At 68.2% G+C, this 21,880-nt stretch carries 20 protein-coding genes and 1 riboswitch; of the genes, 14 read left to right on the top strand and 6 right to left on the bottom strand.

The window, feature by feature from the left end:
• Positions 1-28: 28 nt before the first annotated feature.
• The gene (locus tag BOX37_RS16865) at positions 29-550 is read left to right on the top strand and encodes a glutathione peroxidase (protein WP_167659954.1); all 522 of its coding nucleotides are present in this window, start codon (positions 29-31) and stop codon (positions 548-550) included.
• Positions 551-561: 11 nt separating this feature from the next.
• Here the strand turns inward: BOX37_RS16865 and BOX37_RS16860 are convergent, their stop codons facing one another.
• Genes BOX37_RS16860 through BOX37_RS35355 form a run of 3 tightly spaced genes read right to left on the bottom strand, consistent with a single transcriptional unit; the run spans position 562 to position 3,184 of the window.
• Positions 562-1,779 carry a DUF7373 family lipoprotein gene (locus tag BOX37_RS16860; RefSeq protein ID WP_156910434.1) on the bottom strand — a complete coding sequence of 406 codons (1,218 nt, stop codon included), beginning with the start codon at positions 1,777-1,779 and terminating at the stop codon, positions 562-564.
• Complete coding sequence (locus tag BOX37_RS35360; RefSeq protein ID WP_071928489.1) at positions 1,755-2,588, bottom strand: serine/threonine-protein kinase; 834 nt, start codon at positions 2,586-2,588, stop codon at positions 1,755-1,757. Before BOX37_RS35360 ends, BOX37_RS16860 begins: the two co-directional genes overlap by 25 nt.
• A complete protein-coding gene (locus BOX37_RS35355) occupies positions 2,588-3,184 on the bottom strand; it encodes a serine/threonine-protein kinase (RefSeq protein ID WP_071928488.1) in 597 nt (198 codons plus the stop codon). Before BOX37_RS35355 ends, BOX37_RS35360 begins: the two co-directional genes overlap by 1 nt.
• Before the next feature lie 54 nt (positions 3,185-3,238).
• Here BOX37_RS35355 and BOX37_RS16845 point away from each other — a divergent pair, with 54 nt between their 5' ends.
• The 6 genes from BOX37_RS16845 (at position 3,239) to BOX37_RS16820 (ending at position 10,799) form a co-directional block, all read left to right on the top strand.
• A complete protein-coding gene (locus BOX37_RS16845) occupies positions 3,239-3,994 on the top strand; it encodes an NAD(P)H-binding protein (RefSeq protein WP_071928487.1) in 756 nt (251 codons plus the stop codon).
• 95 nt (positions 3,995-4,089) lie between these two features.
• Positions 4,090-4,920, top strand: coding sequence for an SAM-dependent methyltransferase (locus BOX37_RS16840; protein WP_071928486.1), 831 nt, complete (start codon positions 4,090-4,092; stop codon positions 4,918-4,920).
• A 292-nt stretch (positions 4,921-5,212) separates the two neighbouring features.
• Complete coding sequence (locus tag BOX37_RS16835; protein ID WP_071928485.1) at positions 5,213-6,025, top strand: LppX_LprAFG lipoprotein; 813 nt, start codon at positions 5,213-5,215, stop codon at positions 6,023-6,025.
• Between the two features lie 205 nt (positions 6,026-6,230).
• The gene (locus BOX37_RS16830) at positions 6,231-7,700 is read left to right on the top strand and encodes a fatty acid desaturase (RefSeq protein ID WP_071928484.1); all 1,470 of its coding nucleotides are present in this window, start codon (positions 6,231-6,233) and stop codon (positions 7,698-7,700) included.
• Between the two features lie 70 nt (positions 7,701-7,770).
• Positions 7,771-8,940 (top strand): type III polyketide synthase, encoded by a 1,170-nt coding sequence (locus tag BOX37_RS16825; protein ID WP_071928483.1) that lies wholly within the window; start codon positions 7,771-7,773, stop codon positions 8,938-8,940.
• 11 nt (positions 8,941-8,951) lie between these two features.
• Entirely contained in the window at positions 8,952-10,799 is a 1,848-nt protein-coding gene (locus BOX37_RS16820) for an ATP-binding cassette domain-containing protein (RefSeq protein ID WP_071928482.1), read from the top strand.
• Between the two features lie 55 nt (positions 10,800-10,854).
• Here BOX37_RS16820 and BOX37_RS16815 read toward each other — a convergent pair whose 3' ends face one another.
• Entirely contained in the window at positions 10,855-11,736 is an 882-nt protein-coding gene (locus tag BOX37_RS16815; protein ID WP_071928481.1) for a glucosyl-3-phosphoglycerate synthase, read from the bottom strand.
• 234 nt (positions 11,737-11,970) lie between these two features.
• Here BOX37_RS16815 and BOX37_RS16810 point away from each other — a divergent pair, with 234 nt between their 5' ends.
• The 6 genes from BOX37_RS16810 to BOX37_RS16785 all read left to right on the top strand — a co-directional run bounded on the left by BOX37_RS16810 (position 11,971) and on the right by BOX37_RS16785 (position 18,152).
• Positions 11,971-13,392 (top strand): TerD family protein, encoded by a 1,422-nt coding sequence (locus BOX37_RS16810; RefSeq protein ID WP_071928480.1) that lies wholly within the window; start codon positions 11,971-11,973, stop codon positions 13,390-13,392.
• Between the two features lie 45 nt (positions 13,393-13,437).
• Positions 13,438-13,634, top strand: a riboswitch (cobalamin riboswitch).
• Between the two features lie 28 nt (positions 13,635-13,662).
• A complete protein-coding gene (locus BOX37_RS16805) occupies positions 13,663-14,700 on the top strand; it encodes an ABC transporter substrate-binding protein (protein WP_071928479.1) in 1,038 nt (345 codons plus the stop codon).
• Entirely contained in the window at positions 14,697-15,695 is a 999-nt protein-coding gene (locus BOX37_RS16800) for a FecCD family ABC transporter permease (RefSeq protein ID WP_084759748.1), read from the top strand. The genes BOX37_RS16805 and BOX37_RS16800 overlap by 4 nt, the downstream gene beginning before the upstream one ends.
• Positions 15,692-16,759 carry a FecCD family ABC transporter permease gene (locus BOX37_RS16795; protein WP_156910433.1) on the top strand — a complete coding sequence of 356 codons (1,068 nt, stop codon included), beginning with the start codon at positions 15,692-15,694 and terminating at the stop codon, positions 16,757-16,759. The genes BOX37_RS16800 and BOX37_RS16795 overlap by 4 nt, the downstream gene beginning before the upstream one ends.
• Positions 16,756-17,544, top strand: a complete 789-nt coding sequence (locus tag BOX37_RS16790) for an ABC transporter ATP-binding protein (RefSeq protein WP_071928478.1) — start codon at positions 16,756-16,758, stop codon at positions 17,542-17,544. Before BOX37_RS16795 ends, BOX37_RS16790 begins: the two co-directional genes overlap by 4 nt.
• Positions 17,541-18,152, top strand: coding sequence for a (2Fe-2S) ferredoxin domain-containing protein (locus BOX37_RS16785; RefSeq protein WP_071928477.1), 612 nt, complete (start codon positions 17,541-17,543; stop codon positions 18,150-18,152). Before BOX37_RS16790 ends, BOX37_RS16785 begins: the two co-directional genes overlap by 4 nt.
• 300 nt (positions 18,153-18,452) lie before the next feature.
• On the opposite strand, the gene BOX37_RS16780 is transcribed toward BOX37_RS16785, so the two are convergent.
• Positions 18,453-19,196 (bottom strand): GbsR/MarR family transcriptional regulator, encoded by a 744-nt coding sequence (locus tag BOX37_RS16780; protein ID WP_071931583.1) that lies wholly within the window; start codon positions 19,194-19,196, stop codon positions 18,453-18,455.
• 227 nt (positions 19,197-19,423) lie between these two features.
• Between BOX37_RS16780 and BOX37_RS16775 the strand changes: the two genes are divergently transcribed.
• Positions 19,424-20,623: a cytochrome P450 gene (locus BOX37_RS16775; protein WP_071928476.1), complete on the top strand. Its 1,200-nt coding sequence runs from the start codon at positions 19,424-19,426 to the stop codon at positions 20,621-20,623.
• Between the two features lie 108 nt (positions 20,624-20,731).
• On the opposite strand, the gene BOX37_RS16770 is transcribed toward BOX37_RS16775, so the two are convergent.
• Positions 20,732-21,865: a sulfotransferase family protein gene (locus BOX37_RS16770; RefSeq protein WP_071928475.1), complete on the bottom strand. Its 1,134-nt coding sequence runs from the start codon at positions 21,863-21,865 to the stop codon at positions 20,732-20,734.
• Positions 21,866-21,880 lie beyond the last annotated feature (15 nt).

The following is a 21,880-nucleotide window of genomic DNA, read 5'->3' as shown; positions in this document are numbered from 1 at the left end:
CGCGCTCCGGTACGGTGGCGCTCGACCGATGCGGACGACGAGATCTGGTGGTGCAGTGGTGAGTGCGAACATTCGAGACATCGCGGTGGAAACCCTGGGCGGTGAGCCGACCACGCTGGGTGAGCTGGCGGGCGAACGGGCGGTGCTGCTGGTCAACGTGGCCTCCAAATGCGGGCTGACCCCGCAGTACGGCGGCCTGGTCGAGCTGCAGAAGGCCTACGGCGAGCGGGGGTTCACCGTGATCGGCTTCCCCTGCAACCAGTTCATGGGCCAGGAGCCCGGCAGCGCCGAGGAGATCCAGGAGTTCTGCGCGGTCACCTACGGCGTCGACTTCCCACTGCTGGCCAAGGCCGATGTCAACGGCGACGACCGCCACCCGCTCTACACGGCGCTGGTCGAGACCGCCGACACCGAGGGGGCGGCGGGCGACATCCAGTGGAATTTCGAGAAGTTCCTGATCGGTCGCGACGGCACGGTCGCCGGCCGGTTCCGCCCGCGCACCACCCCGGACGCCGACGAGGTCGTGCGGGCGATCGAAGCCCAGCTCTGAGCTACTGCGAGCTACTGCGCGTTCGCCAGCAGCGCGCACTGCGCCGCGGCCTGCCGGCGAACGCTGGTGGGCTCGGGCCCGCTGACGAACGCGCCGTAACCGCGATAGCTCACATAGCACCGGGTCAACGCCGGTGCGGTCCCCGCGCGACGTTCGGCGCAGTGCGCGCCCGGCACGCCCTCGGGCACCGGGACCGGATGCGCGGACGCGCTGAGGGTGTCGTGCCAGGTGTCGCCGAACCGGGTCGCCGCGTCCGGGTCACGGAAGCGGAACAGCGTGGTGCTGTAGGAATGGGCGACGCTGTCGACTTCGCCGTTGTCCCAGGCCGCGCTCAGCTCGGCAGGCTCGTTCGGCCGGTAGTGCAGCGTCGCCCGCCCGCTCCACGACGCGAATTCGCGGGAGGAGATGGCGATCTGCTGATTGGCCGGCCCGGGAATCAGGGCGCGGCGCAGCATGTCATCCGGATCGCGGGGTAGCTCGGCGATCTGGTCGGGCGCGGTGGGGGTGAACGCGTCGAGCAGTGGGATTTGGGCGTCGAGCACGTCGGCGACGCGCTGGGCGAGGGCGTCGACATCGGGCGTCGGATGCTGCAGGAACAGGCTCACCGCGATCTCGCCGTGCGCGAAGGTCGCGCCGATCGTCTTGATGCCGGGGCGCCAATGCGCGTGTGCGGCAGGGTATCCGGGAATCGGCACCGCCTGGTTGTCCGGGCTGACCGCGAAGTCGGTCGCCTCGAGATCACGGGCGGCTGCCTCGGCGGCCTCGTCGCCAGGGAAGCGCAACAGAACCACGCGGGTGACCCGCGCGTCCGTCTCGATCGTCGGGGTCGCCGAGTCGAACGCCCGGTTCCCCTCGGCGATGTCGAAGCCGACGATCATGCCGTGCCGTTCCAGCGTCTCCAGATTGACATTCGAGATCGCCGAGGCATCGGCGGTCCGGCGCGGGGTGTCCAGGACATCGGTACCCCAGCTGTCGGTGAGCGACTCATCCACCTCATGCGGGAACACCACCGCGCCCGCCATCCGCAGGCCCTCCAGGATCGGCCCGTCGGTGGGCTTGCGGCCGACCTCGATCTCGGCCGGTGCGGTGGTGTAGCCGCCCACGTCGAGGGCGCGCACGTCGATTTCACCCGCCGTCGCGGCGCCGTCGACGGCGCCGCAGCCGGCCAGCAACGCGGTGAGGGCGACCAGGGCGAGGCGCGCGGTCACAGGGGTGCGCTGGTCAACCATTCGTCGATCATCTCCTGATGGGTGTGGCCCTTCCAGTACACCTGGAGCAGCACGGTCGAATGTGGTGCGGCGTCGAACTGGACCAGCAGCCACGGCCCGGTGGTGCCCTGGAAGCTGCGCACGGTCAGTGGCCTGCCGTAGCGCGAGCGCACCTGCTGGCTCGTGTCGGCGGGCAGGGTCGCCACGAATTGCCCGACGGTTTCGGTGTCGGGATGCGAGAGCACCTGCAGTTCGAGGTTCTCCCGGTCGGTGCAGCTGAATCCGGTGTCCCACATCGCATCCGGATTCTTCGTCGCGAAACTGCACCGCAGGTCCCGGTAGCCCGCACTGTCCGGACCGGCCGGAAGCAGATCGGGGAACATCGCGATGGTGGGCCTGGCCGCCGCCCACGCGTCGGCGGTGGTGGTCGGCGCGGCCGTCGTCGTGCCCGGCGCGTGCCCCGTCCCCGGCTCGTTCCGGTTGGTGAGCACCACGGTCGCCACGACCGCGAGCACCGCCGCCACGCCGACCACGGCTGCCGCGATCCAGGCGGTTCGGCCGCGGCGAGCGCCACCGTGCGCTGACCGGCCGCCGATATCGAGCGCATGGCTGTGCGGTGGAGCGGTTCCGTGCCCGAGTGGGGCGCGCGGGTCGGCGCTCGGCTGTGTCGGGGCAGCGCCCGTGGTCACGGCATGGGCGATTGCCGTGACCATCTCGGCGCAATGGGCGTAGCGATGGTCGGGATTCTTGGCCAGCGCTCGCTCGAAAGCCGTGTCCACCGCGACCGACAACCCCGGCGCGAGCTCACTGATCCAGGGGACGGGCTGCATCAGGTGCGCGCCGACCAGCGCACCGTGGTCGCGGTGTAGGGCGGGCGTCCGGCAAGTAGGTGGAACAGCGTGCACGCCAGCGCGTACTGATCCGAGCGGGGGCCCGCCTGCCTGCCGTCGAGTTGCTCGGGCGCCGCGTAGCGCAGCGTCGCGACCAGTGACCCGGTCTGGGTGAGCGCGGTGCCCTCGTCGATCGCCTTCGCGATCCCGAAATCGGTGAGCAGCACCTGCTGGACGCGCACCCCGGGCGCACCGTCGCGCAGCAGGATGTTGGCCGGTTTCACATCACGATGCAGCAGCCCGGCCGCATGCGCGTAATCCAGCGCCTCCGCCGTCGACCGCGCGATGTGCAGCGCCCGCTCCGGCGGTACCGGGCCCTCGCGCACCGCCGCCTCGGCGTCGCTGCCCGCGACATGCTGCATCGCGATCCACAGCCGGCCGTCCTCACTGCCCCGATCGTGAATCGCCACGATGTTCGGATGATCGAGCCGCCCCGCCAGCTCGGCCTCCCGCTCGAACCGCCCCCGGAACACCGGATCGGCCGGCCGGCCACCGCCGCGTCCCCCGCACGGCAGACCTGATCCGATGTCACACATCGCGCGGCTGCTCCGTCGACCCGATGACAACACACCGAAGAAGGAGCAAGGCAGATGCGAATCGCAGTCGTCGGGGCCAGTGGCCGGATCGGTCGGGAAGTGGTCGACATCCTGAAGCACCGGGGCGAGGAGATCGTGGAGATCACGCGGTCGGCCGGAATCGACGTCCACTCGGGGAAAGGGCTTGCGGCGGCGCTGACCGGGGTGGATGTGGTGGTGGACGCGGTGAACGCCGCCACCACGGAGACGACGGCGGTCACCGAGTTCTTCGGCGCCGTCGCCCGCACGGTCGCAGCGGCAGCCCACGCGGCGGGGGTCCGGCGGGTCGTGGTGGTGTCGATCATCGGCATCGACGGGTTCACCGCGGGACACTACGCGGGCAAGCTCGTGCAGGAACGGGCCTACCGAGAGGGTCCGGTGCCAGTGCACATCGTGCGAGCCGCGCAGTTCCACGAGTTCGCCGAGATGATGCTCGAGTGGACGACCCAGGACGATCTGGCCGAGATCCCGCGCTATCGCGCGCAGCTGGTCTCCGCCCGCACGGCCGCGGAGCAGGTCGCCGAGGTGGCCCTCGCCGGCGGCCCCGACCTCGTCGAGATCGCGGGACCACAGCAGTGGTGGCTCGTGGACGCGGTGGCACAGCTGGTGGCCCGGCGCGGCGGACCCGCCCGGGTGCGCGAGGTCGACGACATCACCGATCCGGACCATCTGCTCCTCGCCGAAGGCGCCCTGTTGGCGGGCCCGAACGCGATCATCGCCGGTCCGACCTTCGAGGAATGGCTCGACGATCGCTGGCCCATCGAGGGCTGACAGCGTCGGGTGCGGGCGGCGGGATTGGTTCTGTGCCAACGGAACCGATGCTCTACGCTGGTTCGAACAGTCGGTTCGAGGCCCGGAGGCGCCCGATGTCGCAATCTTCCGCCGCCTACCCCAGCGCTGTACCAGTCGGGGTGGACACCACACGCGCGAGCATCGCGCGTGTCTACGATGCCGCGCTCAACGGCAAGGACAACTACGAGGTCGACCGCGAGGTCCTGGCTCAGGTCCGCACCGTCGCGCCCCAGGTCAACGATTTGGCCTGGGCCAACCGCGATTTCCTGATCCGCACGTGCCGATTCCTGGCCAAAGCGGGCATCGACCAGTTCCTCGATCTCGGGTCGGGCCTGCCCACCGCGGAGAACACCCACCAGGTCGTCCAGCGGGTCAACCCACAGTCACGCGTGGTCTACGTCGACAACGACCCGTCGGTCCTCGTGCACGGCCAAGCCCTGCTGGCCAGCAACAGCCGCACCCACATCGCCGAAGCCGACATCTTCCGCCCACTCGAAGTGCTCGGAAACACCACGGTCCGCAAGGAGCTCGACTTCACCCGCCCCCTCGCCCTGTTCCACATCGGCACCCTGCACCACTATCTCGGCGACGACGGCCCCGCCCTGATGCAGACCTACATCGACGCCCTGCCCGCGGGCTCCTTCGTGGCCATCGCACACTTCCATGACCCCCAAACCCCCGAATACAGCGACCTCGCCCGCAAAATGGAAGAGAAGTTCATCCACAGCCCCATGGGCAGCGGCCGCTTCCGCACCCGCGCCGAAATCGAAGCCATGTTCGGTAACCTCGAGATGGTCACCCCCGGCTTGGTCCGCTGCGACGACTGGTGGCCCGACGGACCCCACCTCACCCCCCTCAACGCGGTGCGCAACTGCATCGTCGGCGGCGTCGGCCGCAAGAACTGACTGCCGGGCGGAGTACTTCGGTCTTTCATCCAGCGGGTGCTGCGTGGAAGACACACACAACGATCGGCGAGCAGTCGCGCAGTGTGCCGAGGTGAGGTGAGCGGTCTGCGAAGATCGCGAACGATGTCCGAAATCGAGAGTGCGCGCAGATAGTTCGCAGATCGAGATCCTCGGGTATTATCGCCGTCGGGGGAGCACGAGATGTCTGATGGTCTGCATGGTATGTCGCAGGCACGTGGCAGCTACGGCTGCCTCGACCAATCGATAGACGACCATCTCCAGGGGATGAACCTTGATCGACAACACTCCGCACCCCGCTCCCCGGCGCCGCTTCGCACGGCGCCGCGGCATCACCGCGGTCTTCGCGGCGGCGGCGCTGGGCGCGGCCCTCGTAACCGGCTGCTCGTCCGACGATTCGACCACCACCGCGGCGCCGCCGCCGACTGAGCTGCCCGACGGCGCGCGGATCGTGGCGGAATCGGCCAAGACCACTCAGACCCTGCGCACCGTGCACCTGAAGATCGACGTGGACAACCTGCCCGATCTGCCGGTGGAAACCGTATCGGCCGATGTCACCAACGAGACCCAGGGCTCGGGAGCGGCGATGGGCGAGGCGAAGGTCAAGCTCACCCCGGACGATCCGTTCACCGAGGCGAAATTCCTGGTGGTGGACAAAGTTCTCTACACCCAGACCGGCGGCCGCTACGTGCCCGCAGGCCCGGCGGAGAAGATCTACGATCCGGGTGTCATCCTGGACAAGGAACTCGGCATCGCGAATGTCATCGCCAACGTGGCGAACCCGAAAGCCGAGGCCCGCGAGACCATCGACGGCATCGCGACCGTCAGGATCACCGGCACCATCGACGGCGCCGTGATCGACCCGATCGTGCCGCGCATCGGCGAGAACGCCGGCACCATGCCGATCACCCTGTGGATCCAGGACGTCGCCCCGCCCGCCTCTGATTCGGCCAAGCCCTCGGAGGCCGCTTCCACCGGGGACGGCCCGAATCTCGTTCGCGCCGTGGTGAAGAAGGACCAGGGCGAGGTCACCGTCAGCCTGTCCAACTGGGCCGAGCCAGTCAACATCGTCAAGCCCGCGGGCTGATCCGAGCAGTTCGCACCCACACCGGTCCGGGACCGCGTGTCCGGCACTGACCGTGCCGTCCGCGGCCCGGGCCGTGTGCCGTCCGGGTGTGCATCCAACAAGAGATTGTTCAGCGAGATGCAAGGCGCCACAAGGACTATTCGTGTCGGGACACTGGTCGGCAGGCAACACGCATCGACGCCGATCGGACACGGAGGAAGAACCAATGACGATCGATGATCGACCCGATGAGGCGGAACGGGAGCTCCCGCCGCCACCGGGCCCGGGAGGTCGGCCACCCGTCAACAACGTCTGGGTCTACAACGGCAGAGCCTACGACCTGAGCGACTGGATCTCCAAGCATCCCGGCGGCGAATTCTTCATCGGCCGCACGAAGAACCGCGACATCACCTCGATCATCGGTTCCTACCACCGTGACCCGGAGAAGATCGCGCGCATGATCGAGCGCTACAGCCTCGGTCGAAACGCCGTTCCCGAAGACATTCACCCGAAGAACAACGCGCCCGACTTCTTGTTCAAAGAGGATTTCAACAGCTGGGACGACACCCCGAAGTACACCTTCGACGACAAGAACGACCTCCTGCACGCGGTGAAGGCGCGGCTGAAGGAACCCGACCTCGCGGCCCGCCTGAAGCGGATGGACCGGATCTTCGACATCGTCGTCGGCGTCCTGATCGTCGCCTACTTCGCGGTGCAGGGCCTGCGCCTCTACGACACCAGCTGGATGCCGCTACCGGTCTTCGTGATCGCGATGGTCCTGCTCCGCAGTTCGCTGGCCGGCTTCGGTCACTACGCGATCCACCGCGCGCAAAAGGGACTCAACAAGTACGCGGTCAACGCGTTCGACATGAACTATGTCGCACTGTCTTTCGTCACCGCCGACGGCCATGCCCTGCTACACCACCCGCACACCCAGAGTGAAGTCGACATCAAGAAGAACGTCTTCACGATGATGATGCAGGTGCCGCGCCTGTATCGGGTGCCGGTGCACACGGTGCACAAATTCGGCCACCTGCTGACCGGCATGATCATTCGCCTGCTCGATGTCTGCCGCCTCACCCGCAAGGTCGGCATCAAAGACATGTACGGCACCTGGCGGGGCGCGCTGCCGCACTTCATCGGCTCGTTCGGGGTCCGGTTCCTGCTGGTGGCCGAGTTCGTCGTCTTCACGATCGCGGGCGACTTCTGGGCCTGGGCGCTGCAATTCGTGATCACGTTGTGGATCAGCACCTTCATGGTGGTGGCCAGCCACGACTTCGAGATCCCGACCGATGACCTGCCGCACGGCGACACCGAGGACTGGGCGGTCAACCAGCTCGAGCAGGCCTACGACCTGACTGTGGTCGGCAACAAGTACGTCGACTGCTTCCTCTCGGCGGGGCTGAGCTCGCACCGTGTGCACCACGTACTTCCGTTCCAGCGCAGTGGTTTCGCCAATATCGCCACCGAGAACGTGGTGCGTGAGGAAGCCGCGAAGTTCGGGGTGCAGTGGCTGCCTGCCAAGAGCTTCTTCGGTGATCGCTTCCCGAAGCTGTGCCGGACCTACCTGCTCGCGCCCTCGAACGAGGCCGTGGCCAACCGGTGGGGCTTCGTACGCGAACACTGTGCGCCCTCGGCGCTGAAGACCTGCGTCGTCTACACCGCTCAGGGCTTCACCGGCATCGGCACCGTCTGACCCGGTCCGCTGTCACATCTAGTCTGTTTCGAAAGGGATTGTCTCCGTGTCTTTTTCCATTGATGAAGGTATGCGCCGCCCCCACGGCGTGCTCCGGACGGCCGACGTCGAGCACGGGCATGATCTGCTACCACCGACGCCGCCGACCACCGTCGGTGTGATCGAAGCGGTCGCCACGGGCTCACCGCGGCGCGTGGTCGACCAGCGCGCCAACGCCGCTCGCGTCGCCGACCTGTTCGCCGATCCCGCACAGCGCCAGCGCATTCCGCGGATCTATCAGAAGACCAGGATCGACACCCGCCACCTCGCGATCGACCCGCTCGAACCGGAGTTCCTCGAATTCAGCCGCAAGCCCGCCACCATCCGAGAGCGGATGAACCTGTTCTTCGAGCACGCGGTGCCACTGGCCGTGGATGTCGCGCGTCGGGCGGTCGAGAATCTGGCCGATCCGGCCGAGGAGATCGGGCAGCTGATCTTTGTGACAAGTACCGGATTCATCGCCCCCGGCGTCGACGTCGCGGTGGTCAAGCAGCTCGCCCTGTCGCCGACGGTGAACCGGATGATCGTCAACTTCATGGGCTGCGCCGCCGCGATGAACGGTATCCGCACCGCCGTCGACTACGTGCGGGCACACCCGGACAAGAAGTCGATGGTGCTGTGCATCGAAGTGAGTTCGGTGAACGCTGTTTTCGACGACGACGTCAACGACGTGATCACCCACAGCCTCTTCGGTGACGGCTGCGGCGCGGTGGTGATCGGCGCCAACCAGGTGCACCAGCCGCTCGCCGCGGGCAGCGTCGTGATCCGCGACAGCTTCAGCCACCTGTTCGACGACGCCGAGGACGGCATCGTGCTCGGTGTGAAGGACACCGCCATCACCTGCGAACTGGCGACCAGCCTGCCCGACTACATCTACCAGGGTGTCGACCCGGTGGTCTCGCAAGTGCTGGCGCGCAACGGTTTGGACAAGGCCGCCGTCGATCTGTGGGCGATCCACCCCGGTGGCCCCCGCATCATCGAGGAGTCGGCGCGTTCGCTCGGCATCCCGCCAGAGGCTGCCGCGCCGAGCTGGGACGTGCTCGCCGAGCACGGCAACATGCTCAGTGTGTCGCTGATCTTCGTGTTGGAGCGGATGATCCGCGACACGCGGTCGGCGGCGCCGATCTCCACCGGGGTGGCGTTCTCGTTCGCGCCCGGTGTCACCCTCGAGGGCATCGTCTTCGATGTCATCCGCAGCTGAGAGCGCAAGTCATGCAATTGCTCCGTTTTCTCGCCGCGCTGTCACCGGCCAGGATCGCGGCCGTGGTCGCCGCGGGCCTGATCTGCGGCGTGGCCAACACCTACCTGGTGACGCTGATCAACGCGGCCGTCTCACCCCGCCCGCAGCCCGATCATCTGCTGCTCCGGTTCGGACTCACCGGAGTGGTGATCCTGGTCAGCGGTGTGCTCTCGCAGGTGCTGCTGGTCCGGCTCTCACAGGAGGCCATCTACCGGCTGCGCAGTGACCTGAGCTCCGGAATCGTCTCCGCGCCGCTGGAACACCTCGAGCGGCTCGGCATGCACCGCCTGATGGCGACGCTCACCGAGGACGTGCGCTCGCTGTCACAGGCGGTGACCGCCATCCCGTCGATCTGCGTCGACGTGGCGACCATCATCGGCTGCTTCGTTTTCCTGTTCATCGTGTCGGGACCGATCTTCGCGGTGACGGTGGCGGGCACCCTGATCGGCATCGCGTGTGTCGAGATGGTGCTCAAACGGGTGCGCGGGATCTACCGCGAGGCCCGCGAGAACGAGGACGCGTTGCTGCGTTCGTTCCAGGCCGTCACCCTGGGCATCAAGGAACTGAAACTGCACCGGGGCCGTCGGCAGGATTTCATGGACCGGCACCTGCTCGGTTCTGCGGGCACGCTGCGGGATCAGAACACCGACGCGGGTTCGAAGTTCTCCTACGCGCAGGGTTTCGGCCAGGCGCTGCAGTTGACGACGATGGCGCTGATCCTGTTCGTCATCGCGGTGGCGCTGGATCTGCCGCGCGAGACCATGGTCGGCTATGTGCTGGTCACCACGTTCTTGGCGATGCCGATGCAGAACTTCATGCACCGCATCCCCGATCTGCTGCGCGGTGACGTGGCACTGGCCAAGATCCGGGCGATGAACCTGTCGATGGAGACCCTGCACGACGAGGAACTGCTGCCGTACACGGGTCGTCCGGCGGCGGGGGAGGCCAAGCTGGAACTGACCGACGTGAGTTACGTGTATCGATCGGAGGCGCCCTCGCTGGTGCCCCCGCCCCCCGGCCCGCATCCGGATGGCCCTCCGGGGCACGGCGTCCCCCGGCCGCGCCCCGGTATGCCACCGCGCACCGGGCATCTCCGTCCGGGCGGGCACCATCCCGGCGCGCATCCCGGTCCGGCACAGCCGGATGTGAACGGCAAGAACTGGGTCGATCACGGCGCGACCGATGTGCGACCGGTGCCGCTGGGCCCGCCGCCCGGGCTCGACGAGTCCGCGGACTCCGGGTTCCGGCTGGGTCCGATCGACCTGGTCTTCGAACCGGGGCAGATCACGTTCATCGTCGGCGGCAACGGCAGCGGGAAGTCGACGCTGGCCAAGCTGATCACGGGTCTGTATGTGCCGCGCACGGGGTCGTTGTCGCTCAACGGGGAGCGAATCGACCACCACAACATCGAGTGGTACCGGCAGAACTCGTCGGCGGTGTTCACCGATTTCCACTTGTTCGAAGACTACCTGGGCTTCGACCGTCCCGGGATCGATGCCGAGGTCCAGCGGTACCTCGAGCAATTGCAGATCGCGCACAAGGTGACGGTGCAGGACGGTCGTCTGTCGACGGTGGATCTGTCGCAGGGGCAGCGCAAGCGCCTGGCATTGCTGACCGCCCTGCTCGAAGATCGCCAGATCTACGTCTTCGACGAATGGGCCGCCGATCAGGAGCCGCGCTTCCGCGACGTTTTCTATCACGAGATCCTCGGTGACCTGAAGCGCCGCGCGAAGACGGTCATCGTGATCACCCACGACGATCGCTACTTCGGCTGCGCCGACCAGCTGGTGAAACTCGACTTCGGTGTGGTCTCGGCGTAGCTCACGCGGCACGGGCGCTGCACCGGCACGACGCCGGGTCAGCGCCTCTCGTGTGTCAAGCGCTTTCGCGCCGGGCCGCGATCACCTGTGCCATGGGCGGCCGGTCGGCGAGGCTCACTTCCGAAGGTGTTCGCTGCCAGCCGGTTTCGCCGGGCAAGAACTGGACGAGACCGATCCCGGAGTCGCGGATGCCGAGTCGGTCGAGCAGGGTGGCCACCACCTGCCTGCTCATCACCGCGAGTTCGTGGGTCGGCCGGTTGCGGTGGACCCGGACTCCGAGATCGACCTGGGCGATGGCCGAGAGGCCGTGCCGTTGCCAGCAGTCGAGCAGGATGCCGATCTCGGCGCCGTAGCCGCTGGCGAAGGAGATTTCCCCGAGCAGCGTGCGGGTGGCGGCGTATTCGCCGCCCAGGGGCTGCACGATCTCGGCCAGCGCGGGTGCGAGCGCGGTGAGCAGGGGACGCGCCACGAGTTGGGTGATCCGGCCGCCGCCGTCGGCGTCGACGACGGACCCACTGGTCATCGGTCGCCGGTAGTAGCCCTTGACCAAGGCGATCTCGGGATCGTCGAACAATGGCTCGAGCAGCGCGGGCACGAACAGCGGACTGGGCTCGACCAGGTCGGCGTCGAGGAAGACCAGCACGTCACCGGTACACACCGCCAGTGATCGCCACAGCACCTCGCCCTTCCCTGGCCGCGGGGTGATCTCGGGCAAAGCCTCCTGGCTGGTGAACACGGACGCCCCGGCCGCCCGCGCCCGGGCGACGGTGCGGTCGGTGGAGCCCGCGTCCAGCACGAGCAGTTCGTCGACGAGCTCGCCGAGCAGCGGCCGGACCGAGGCGACCACCCCGGCGACGGTGTCCTCGTCGTCGTGCGCCGGGACGATCACCGAGACCCGGCGACCCAGCTTGCGGTCGATCAGCGCACGGACGTCCATGCCACCCAGTGAACGACACACCGGGCTGCACCGCTACCGCTGCGCGTCGACGCTGTGATCATGGCCAACCGGCGAGCGAGCCCCGCTGGCCATCGGGACAAGCGCGCGGACATCGCGCGCCGGATGCGTGACGCGGCGTGGCGTCGCGTCACGCCGGGTACGGTAGGAGCGGAGTCGCCCCGGTGTCCATCCTCGGGCGCGACGGTCGGCGGACGGATGGGGTAGGAGCACGTCATGAGCCAGACAGCGGCAACCGTCGGCGAGGTGGCCAAGGGGTCGAAGACCGATCTGGTCGATGGTCGGTACACGGTGCGGCTCGACCTCGCCGCTCCGGCGGGGGCGGTGGACGTCTCCGCGGTGCTGGTGACCGCGGACGGCAAGGTCCGCTCGGACGCCGATTTCGTGTTCTTCAACAATCCCTCGGCGCCCGGCGTGCAGATGGAATCCGATGCTGTTGTCTCGGTGGATCTTTCGGCGTTGCCGGCCGACATTCATCGGGTCGTGATCGCGGGTAGCACCGAGGCGCAGGGCATTCGGTTCGGTGAGGTCACCGGGTTGCGGATCTCGATCGCCGGTGCGAGCCAGTCGTTGACCTTCGTGCCGCCGGGCCTGGACACCGAGACGGTGCTGCAGGCCGTGGCGCTGTACCGCCGGGGGAGCGGGTGGCGTCTCGACGCGGTCGGACAGGGGTACAGCGCGGGGCTCGCCGCTTTCGCGACCGAGCACGGGATCTCCGTCGAGGAGGAACCCGCCGAGGCCACCGCGCCGTCACCGCAACCTGCTGCGCCGCAACACCCCGTGCCACCGCAGCCTGTCGGTGCGCCGCAACACCCCGGTCAGCCGCCCCGGTACGGCGCGCAGCAGCAAGCGCACGCCGCGGCGCCACATCAGGTTCCGCCTGCGTCGGCGCCCGCGATCGACCTCCGCAAGGTCGATGTCGTCCTCACCAAGGATTCGCCGAGCCGCCGCGCCAGCATCGACCTGCGCAAGGGCGACCCCGGCTACGTCCTCACCGTCGGCCTCGAATGGGACGGTCGCGGTGCGAAGTACGACCAGCACGGCCGCGTCACCCAGTTCGGCACCGGTGACCTCGACGTGTACTTCTTCTGCCGCAACGAGATCACCGGCGACTACGTCGTGATCAGCGGTGAGAAGGGCCACCAGGGCGACCTGAACACCTGGCCGTTCATGCACCACCAGGGCGACAGCCGCGGCCCCGGCGCCAACAACCTGCCCGCCACCGAGCAGGTGATCGTGCGCCCCACCGAGAACGGCGACCTGCTGCTCAACGTCTACCAGTCCGTCGACAACGGCGCGGGCGCCATCGACAAGTTCGGCAACCCTCGCGTCCGCGTCCGCTACGGCCGCCCCGGCCCCGACGGCCTGCCCGGTCCCGATGCCGACCAGATCACCGTCGTGATCGGCAACGGCAAGAACTCCTTCTGGGCCACCGTCGCCCATATCGATGTCCGCGAGGGCATCCTCACCGTCGACGGCACCGTGCAGTACAGCCGGGCCTTCAGTGAGCGCATGCCGGTCCTCGACACGGCGGGCAACTGGGTCCGCTCCGCCAAGAACGGACCCGTGGGCCGCAGCAAGAAGAGCAACGGCCTCGGGCTCAGCAGCTATTCCGGCCGCTGCCCCGACCCTCGCTGATCGGGCGATGCCCCGGGGGAAGACGACTGTCCAGTTGTGATCTTGGTACAGTCGTCGAGCCGTGGTGTTCGGGAAATCGGTGTGAAACCGGTGCGGCCCTCGCCACTGTGATCGGGAGCGACGGATCGATCCGGCCGAGAAGATGTCGGCCGGAGCCACTGGGGCACAGGTGCCCTGGGAAGGTGGATCCGTCGCGTGACCATCCCGTCAGCCAGGAGACCGGCCACGGCCCCGTAGTACCCATTCCACGAGGACCTGGAAGGCCGTCACTTGACCCCCTCTGTTTTCGCGCGCCTGCGTACCAGCGCGCTGATCGCCTGCGCGATCGTCGTCACCGGGTGCGGTGTGCAGCCCAGCCCCGCAGCCACCGGCGCAGACGCCGTGACCCGCGCCAACTGCGGGATCGACATCACCGTCGACGCACCCCCGCAGCGCATCTACGCCGCCTACCAGCCCTCGATCGAGATCGCGCACGCCCTCGGCGTCACCGACCGGCTCGTGGGGACCGCGTACCTCGACTCCACGGTGCTGCCCGAGTACGAGGCCGCGCAGGCGAAGTCCGCCTACGTCGAGAAGCTGCCGAGTCGCGACGAACTGCTCGCCCAGAACCCGGATTTCGTGCTGTCGGGATTCAACGGAGTATTCGCCCGGTCGGCGCAGAACAGCGTCGGCACCCGCGCGAGCCTGCACGATCTCGGTGTCCGGACCTGGGTCGTGAGCCCGCTGTGCCCCAGCGCGGACGGACTCGCCGACGAGGCGATCGACCCCTCGACCGTGCGCTTCGAGAATGTCTACGCGGACCTGCGTGACCTCGGCGCGCTGTGGGCCGTCTCCGAACGTGCCGACGAAGTGGTCGCTGAGCTCAGCGACCGCATCGCCGCGGTCAGCGCGACCGTGGCGAACGCGCCGCGCCCCCGGGTCGCTGTCGTGACGCCCAAGGACGACGGTTCCTACACCGCGGCCGGTGGCATCGACTTCATCACCCAGATCATCGAGGCCGCCGGCGGCGTGAACGCCTTCGCCGATCTCACCGAGCGCCGCAATGTGCAGATCGGTGCCGAGGAACTCATCGCCCGCGATCCCGACATCATCCTCACCAGCGCTTGCTGCAAGGCCACCTACACCCGCGCCGACGGGCAGCCGCAGGTCGACAAGATCGTCGGCAACCCGGCCTTCGCGAATCTGACCGCCGTGCGCAACGGCGTGGTCCACCCCTTCCTGTTCGCGGACCGGGCCGCCGGTGTGCGGATCGCGCACGCGACCGAGCTGGTCGCCGAGCTGATTCACCCCGATCTGTTCGATCGGTGACCCGCGCCGTTCGCGGCACCGGCCTGATCGTCGCCGGTGCCGCGCTCGCCGGTGCCTGTGTCGCCTCGATCCTGATCGGCTCGCACCCGCTCACCCTCGATCAGGCGATCGCGGCGTTCACCGACTTCCGCGGCACCGACAGCGACCGGATCGTGCGCTACATCAGGCTGCCGAGAACGATCGCGGGACTGCTCGCGGGTGTCGCACTCGCGCTGGCGGGCACCGTGATGCAGGGGCTGACCCGCAATCCACTCGCCGGGCCCGGCCTGCTCGGCATCAACGCCGGCGCCTCGTTGGCCATCGTGCTCGCCATGGGCGTGCTCGGCCTGACCGCGCCGACCGGGTTCATCTGGTTCGCCTTCCTCGGTGCGGCGGTCGCGGCCGCGTTCGTCTACGTGCTCGGGTCGTTGGGATTCGGGGGCGCGACGCCGGTGAAGCTGGCCCTGGCCGGTGCCGCGTTCACCGCACTGTGCGGATCGATCACCACCGCGATCACCCTGCTGGATCGGACCACGTTCGACAATTTCCGGTTCTGGGTGGTCGGATCGCTGACCAGGGCCGATGTCGAATCCGTGTGGCGGGTCGCCCCGTTCGTCGCCGTCGGTGCGGTCCTGGCCGTCGCGGTGGCACGACCGTTGAACGCGATCGCCATCGGGGACGATCTCGCCCGCACACTCGGCACCCGCCTGGTCGCGGTGCGGGCCACCGGCGCGGCCGGTGTCGTGCTGCTCGCCGGGTCGGCCGTGGCGATCGCCGGGCCGGTCGCGTTCGTCGGACTGGTGGTTCCGCACATCGCGCGCGCCTTCGCCGGGCACGACTATCGGGGGGTGCTCGTCTGGTCGGCGATCCTCGGGCCCACCCTGCTGTTGCTCGCCGACATCCTCGGCCGCGTCCTCGCGCAGCCCCAGGAGATCCAGGTCGGCATCATCACCGCGTTCGCCGGATCGCCGTTCTTGCTCTATCTCGTGCGCAATCGGAAGGTGGCGACGCTGTGACCCTCGCCGAACGTGGCGTGCTGCCCAGCGGCACGCTGCTGCTGCGAACGCCCGGGCGCCGCGTCGTCATCCGGGCCCAGCGGCGATCCCTGCTGCTCACGGTGCTGCTCACGGCGGCGGCATCGGCCGTGGCGGCCTGGTCGCTCACCGTCGGCCACTATCCGCTCACGGCCGCGGACGTGCTGCGGGTCCTCGCGGGTGGCGGCACGCTCATCGAATACGACGTGGTCGTCAGCGATCGGTTGCCCCGCGTGCTCACCGGGCTGTGCACCGGCGCCGCCTTCGCCATCTCCGGGGCGATCCTGCAGCGGATCGCCACGAATCCCCTGGTCAGCCCGGAGATCATCGGCATCAACGCGGGTGCTTCGCTGGGCGCCCTGGTGGTGAGCGTGCTGCTCGGCGGCTCCGGCCTCGGGCTCGTCGGCGGTGCGCTGGCCGGCGCGTTCGCCGCCATGGCGCTGATCCTTCTGGTGGCGACCAAGGACGGTCTGGACGGCTACCGGCTCGTTCTCGTCGGCATCGGGGTGACGGCAATGTTGACCTCGGCCATCGCGTTCATCCTGACCAGAGCCAATGTCTACCAGGCGCATACGGCAGCCCTGTGGCTCACCGGTAGTCTCGCCAATCGCGACTGGACGCACGTCGGGTTCGGCCTCGCGGCGCTGGGCATCGTCGCTGCGCCGCTGATCGTGTTCGCGCGCTCGCTGCCGCTGCTCGAACTGGGCGACGAGCTGGCGAATTCGCTGTCGGGCAGGCGCGGTCCGCATCGCATCACGCTGATCGTCATCGCCGCGACGGCCGCTGCCCTGGCCACCGCCGCGGCCGGACCCATCGCCTTCGTAGCGCTGGTGGCGCCGCAGATCGTGCGGCGGTTGCTCGCCGAACGCGGCGCCGGACTCGCCCCGGCCGCAGCCGCGGGCGCACTCCTGGTCGTCTCCGCCGACCTGGCCGCGCGCCGGCTCTTCCCGGCGGAACTGCCGGTCGGCGTGGTGACCGCGCTGCTCGGCGCGCCCGTCCTCGTCTACCTCCTCGCTCGCGCAACTCGAATCGGACACGCTGGATGACCGCACATCTCACCACCGAGGGACTCGCACTCGCCTATGGCGACACGGCGATCGTCACCGACGCCACCATCGACTTCCCCGTCGGCCAGATCACCGTCATCGTCGGTCGCAACGGCTGCGGCAAATCGACGCTGCTGCGCGGCCTCGCCCGGCTGATCCCGCCGAGCGCGGGCGCGGTGCTGCTCGACGGCACCGACATCGCGCCCCGTTCGGCGCGCACCGTGGCGCGCCGACTCGGCATGTTGCCCCAACAGCCCATCGCACCCGACGGCATCACCGTGGGCGAACTCGTCGCCCGCGGCAGACATCCCCACCAGCGCTGGTTCCAACAGTGGTCGGCCCAGGACGAGAAGGCTGTCAGTGCCGCATTGACAGCCACCGACACCCTCGACCTCATCGACCGCACCCTCGACCAGCTCTCGGGTGGACAGAAGCAGCGGGTGTGGCTCGCCCTCGCGATCGCTCAGGAACCGGAGGTGATGCTCCTGGACGAACCGACCACCTTCCTCGACCTCGCCCACCAACTCGACATCCTCGATGTCCTGCGAAACCTGCGGCCGCGCACCATCATCGCCGTGCTGCACGACCTGAACCTGGCGGCGCGCTACGCCGATCACCTGGTCGCCATGAAGGACGGCCGCGTGGTTGCTCAGGGCACCCCCGCCGAAATCGTGCGACCCGACCTGGTCGCCGAGGTCTTCGGCGTGGAGTGCACGGTGATCGACGACCCGATGACCGGAACGCCCCTGGTGGTTCCGGCCGGCCGAACGGTGCGCACCGCATGACCCGCCGCTACGTCCTCGTCGCCCGACCCACCCCGTCCGGTGTCGACCTCACCGCCGTCGGCGCACTCGCCGAGGCCTGCGGAATCGGCTACGCGCTCCTCGACCAGGGCGAACCGACCATCCACGACACCCTCGACTCCGCCGTCGCCGCCGACCTCCCGGTCACCCTGATCCCGCTGGCCGTTCCCCGCGACCGCTACCTGGAGACCTGGATCGCCCGCGCGGTCGCCAATTGGAAGGAGACACGCGGTCGCGACCTCGACGTGCGTGTCACCGAAGGAATCGACACCGCAACGGGTTTCGACGACATTGTTCGCGCTCTGATGAACGAAGACGGCAAGCCGGTCACCGCCAGCCCCCGCGCCTTCCGCAGCCCGGCCTGGTCCCGGATTCCCGAGCACACCGAACACATCTTGGTCTGTCGCGGCCCGCGATGCACCGTCTATGGTGCGGCCGAACTGCACCGCACCCTCCGCCAGGACAACCCGAAGGCTCTGGTCACCCCGACCGGCTGTCTCAATCCATGCAATCTGGGCCCGCTCTACATCACCTATCCCGATGGCCGATGGCACACCAACGCGCTGGGTTCTGCGATCGAGAACGCCTAGGTCATCCTCTGGCGCTCGACCTTTGGAAGAGTCGGTCACCCAACCTCGGGCGAAGGGTGGTCCCCGAGCCGCCGCGTGCGCCGAGCCTTGCTGGGTAGCACGAGCTTGACGAAGACCCCGACCGCACCGCGTTCCCGATTCCGACTGCGCTCGTCCGGCGAGGTGACTCAGGCGAGGGCCTCCGTCGACGCACCAGTTCCAACCCTCGCCCAGCTCCACCGGCGGAGCCTGCATGCCGAATCTCGAAGCGAGTTCTTCGGTCTGCGCCCTGATTTGATCTAGATTTCAGAATTTGATGTATCAAGTGACTTTCGGTCGCCCACCGGGTCGGCGATGCGGATCGATCGGGTCCGGCGGCGTCGGTCCGGGGCGGTGCCAGCGTTCGACCACCAAAACCATCTGTTGGCCGAGGTAGTCGAGGTAGCGGCCGATCTCGTGCATCCGGGCGCCTGCGGGGGTGGTGGCGCCGAGGAGCTCGGCGCCGTGACGGGCGGCCTTGACGCGTTCTTCGGCGGCGCGGGCCAGGTTCAGGGTGGTGCGGTACCAGGTGTCGCCGTCGATGTAGTAGTGGTCGCGGCGGCGTGAATCCCGTTCGCGGCGAAGGAGATCCCGTGTTTCCAAGGCGTTGACGGCGGTGGAGATCGACGCTGGGCTCACGTCGAGGTGGCGGGCGAGTTCGGCAGCGGTGAGGCTGCCGGAGTCGGTGAGGTGCAGACAGGTCAGGACTCTGGCCTGCATCCGTGGCATGCCGTCGTAGACGAACAGGTCGGTGAAATGCGCCGCGAAATCACGCACCGCCTCGTCGGGGACAGTGGCCGGGACGGGCGGCTGTGCGGTCGCTCTACTCCGTCGAGCTCGCGCCGTGGTGGCCCGATGGGCGCGGTCGGCGCGGTAGCGGCTCGGGCCGCCGTTGCGGGTCACTTCTCGGCTGACCGTCGAAGCGGGTCGTTCGAGCTGGCGCCCGATCTCGGTGTAGCCGAGGCCGTCGGCGAGTCCCGCTGCGATGCACTCCCGCTCGTGCAGGGTGAGTCTGCCTCCTGGCATCGGTGTGGTGCTCCCTTCGCGGGCATCGGACGGTCGCCAGTATGCGTTCAGCGACACCTCATTGCATGGCGGCGCAGTACTTTTGCGTTCGACGGCAAGGTCATTGCACTGGTGAAATCGCGTCAACCTGCTGAGATGTTGATCAATGACTGATAGCGCGTTGAAATGATCCCTGAATGCGGCCTAGCGTTCGGCGCATCCTGAAACCTGGCGTCAAAGGGGATCCGATGACCGAACCGCTGACAACCGCATTCTCCTTGCCGACCGACCATCCCGCAGGCGTTGGTTCCCCGCTCGACCCGACCCGCCAATGCCGGCCAAACGATCTGTCGCGCAGAGCATTCCCCGATGGACATCACGGGTGGCTGGCGACCGGCCATGGCACTGTTCGCGCGATCCTGTCCGATCCGCGCTTCAGTGCGCGCACCGAACTCCTGCACTCGCCGCTGGCAGACCTGGGCCCACTGCCCCCAGCATCGCCCGGCAGCTTCCTCCACCTGGACGCACCGAAGCACACTCGATACCGAAAGCTGTTGTCCGGCAAGTTCACCGCCCACCGGATGGGACCGCTCACCGAGCGTGTAGCCCAGATCAGCACCGAGCACCTCGACGCCATGGAGCGACGCGGCGGACCGCTCGACCTGGTGACCTCCTTCGCCCAACCGATCCCCGCCCTGACGATCTGCGAACTGCTCGGCGTCCCCGAAACCGACCGCGATCGTTTCCAGCGCCTGGTGACCGCCCTCGTCACCGACCTGAACGACCCTGACTCGCCCCTCGAACACGGCATCGCCGTGCTCGAGGAAACCCAGGAATACGTGCGTGACCTAGTCGCCGCCAAGCGGTCCGCCCCGACCGACGATCTGCTCAGTGAGCTGACCAGCACCGATCTCGCGAGTAGCGAACTCACTGGAATCGGCGTGCTCCTGCTGATCGGCGGCTTCGAGACCGCCGCCAACACCCTCGCCCTCGCGACCCTCACACTCCTGCGCCACCCCGAACACCTGGCCGCCCTCCGCGCCGACCCCAGCCGCGCCGACCGGACCATCGAAGAGCTGATGCGATACCTGACCACGGTCAACACCCTCACCCGTTCCGCCCGCGAAGACGTCGAACTGGCCGGCCACACGATCGCGGCGGGTGAATCAGTGGCCCTGTCCCTCCACGCCGCCAACCACGACCCCGCCGCGTTCACCGACCCCCACACCTTCGACCCGGACAGACACATCACCGGGCATCTGAGCTTCGGACACGGCATCCACCACTGCCTCGGACACCACCTCGCCCGCCTCGAACTACGAACCGCCCTGCCTGCTCTGCTGGTGCGATTCCCGACGCTGCGACTCGCCGTTCCAACGGACGAGATCACCATGCGCCCGGACCGCGTGGGCATCTCCGGCGTACGTCGGCTACCGGTCACCTGGTAGTCGGCACGGCTGGACACGACACGCACGTCGACCGGCAACCGTCGAGGGAGGTGTACGCAAGCGGCCACGGCGCGCGCGGAGGGCGCCCGCCGTGGCCGGTGATGTGTGTCAGCGCGCGAAATGTTCGGCGACGAGCTCTTCGGTGAGTCCGTAGTCGGCGAGGGAGTAGTGGTGGGTGGGTTTGCGCGCGCCGGTGCGACTTTCGTTGTCGAGGGCGGTGATGGCGGTGCGTGCCTGCTCGCTCAGGTCCGCGCCGATCGCGCGGTAGATGCCTTCGACGACAGCGAACGGGTCGGTGCGCAGGTCGTCGAAGTCGATGTCGAGGAAGGTGGCCTCGGGGTGGCGGGCGCGGGCGGCGGTGAATTCGCGCAAGCCCCGGGACCACAGCTCGAGCTGGGTACGGCCGATGGTTTCGCCGGTGAAGACTGTCGACCACCCGCGGGTGGCGTGTTCGTTGAGACTGCAGACCGAGGGGATGATGGTGGCGGGGTCGCGGTGGGTCTGGATGACGACCGCGTCCGGGTACACCGCGAGCAGCGCGTCGAGACAGAACAGATGGCTGGGGTTCTTCAAAACCCAGCGCCGCGTGTCGTTCATCCCGATGAGCTGCAGGTTCTTTCGGTGACGTGCGTAGGCCGGCGTCCAGTCCTGCGTCGACAGCCACTGCGCGTAGCTCGGCACGTGGGCCAGGCACTCGTAGGAGTGCGAGGTGAGCGACTGCCGCAGGAGCTGCCAGCATTCCTCGACGTCGGACGCACTCATGTAGTGCAGGCCCATGAATTCCGGGTTCCGCACCTGGTGCTGACGCAGACCCGCGTCGATCTGCTGATAGGCGGGATTGTCCGCCCAGGTGTCACGCGGCGGCCGCGGCTGCGGGAAATCCGTCAGCCACATCTCGAGCCCTTGGTTGGCAGGATCGGCGGCCAGCAGACGGTGCAGGGCGGTGGTGCCGGTGCGGGGGAGTCCGGTGACGAAAATCGGCCGGTCGATCGGAGTTTCGGCGTACTCGGGATTCGCCTTCCACGCGGCTTCGCTCGAGGCGCGCGCGATCAGACTGCCGCGCAGGAAGAATCGCGACATCTTGCTGCCGAGTTCGGTGAGTCCGGCCTCGTCACGATACGAGTCGAGCAGCACCTGCAGCGCCTCGGTGTAGTCGTCGGAGCCGAAATCGGTGAAGCCGGTGAGTTTGGTGGCCGAAGCGTGCAGGTCGGCGACGGTGCCGACATCGGTGCGCACGGTCATGCGGGGGATCTCCTA

Source organism: Nocardia mangyaensis (assembly GCF_001886715.1).
GTDB classification, from domain to species: Bacteria; Actinomycetota; Actinomycetes; order Mycobacteriales; family Mycobacteriaceae; genus Nocardia; species Nocardia mangyaensis.
The sequence above is the reverse complement of the archived record's forward strand: the minus strand, read 5'-3'. Positions and strand labels throughout refer to the sequence as shown.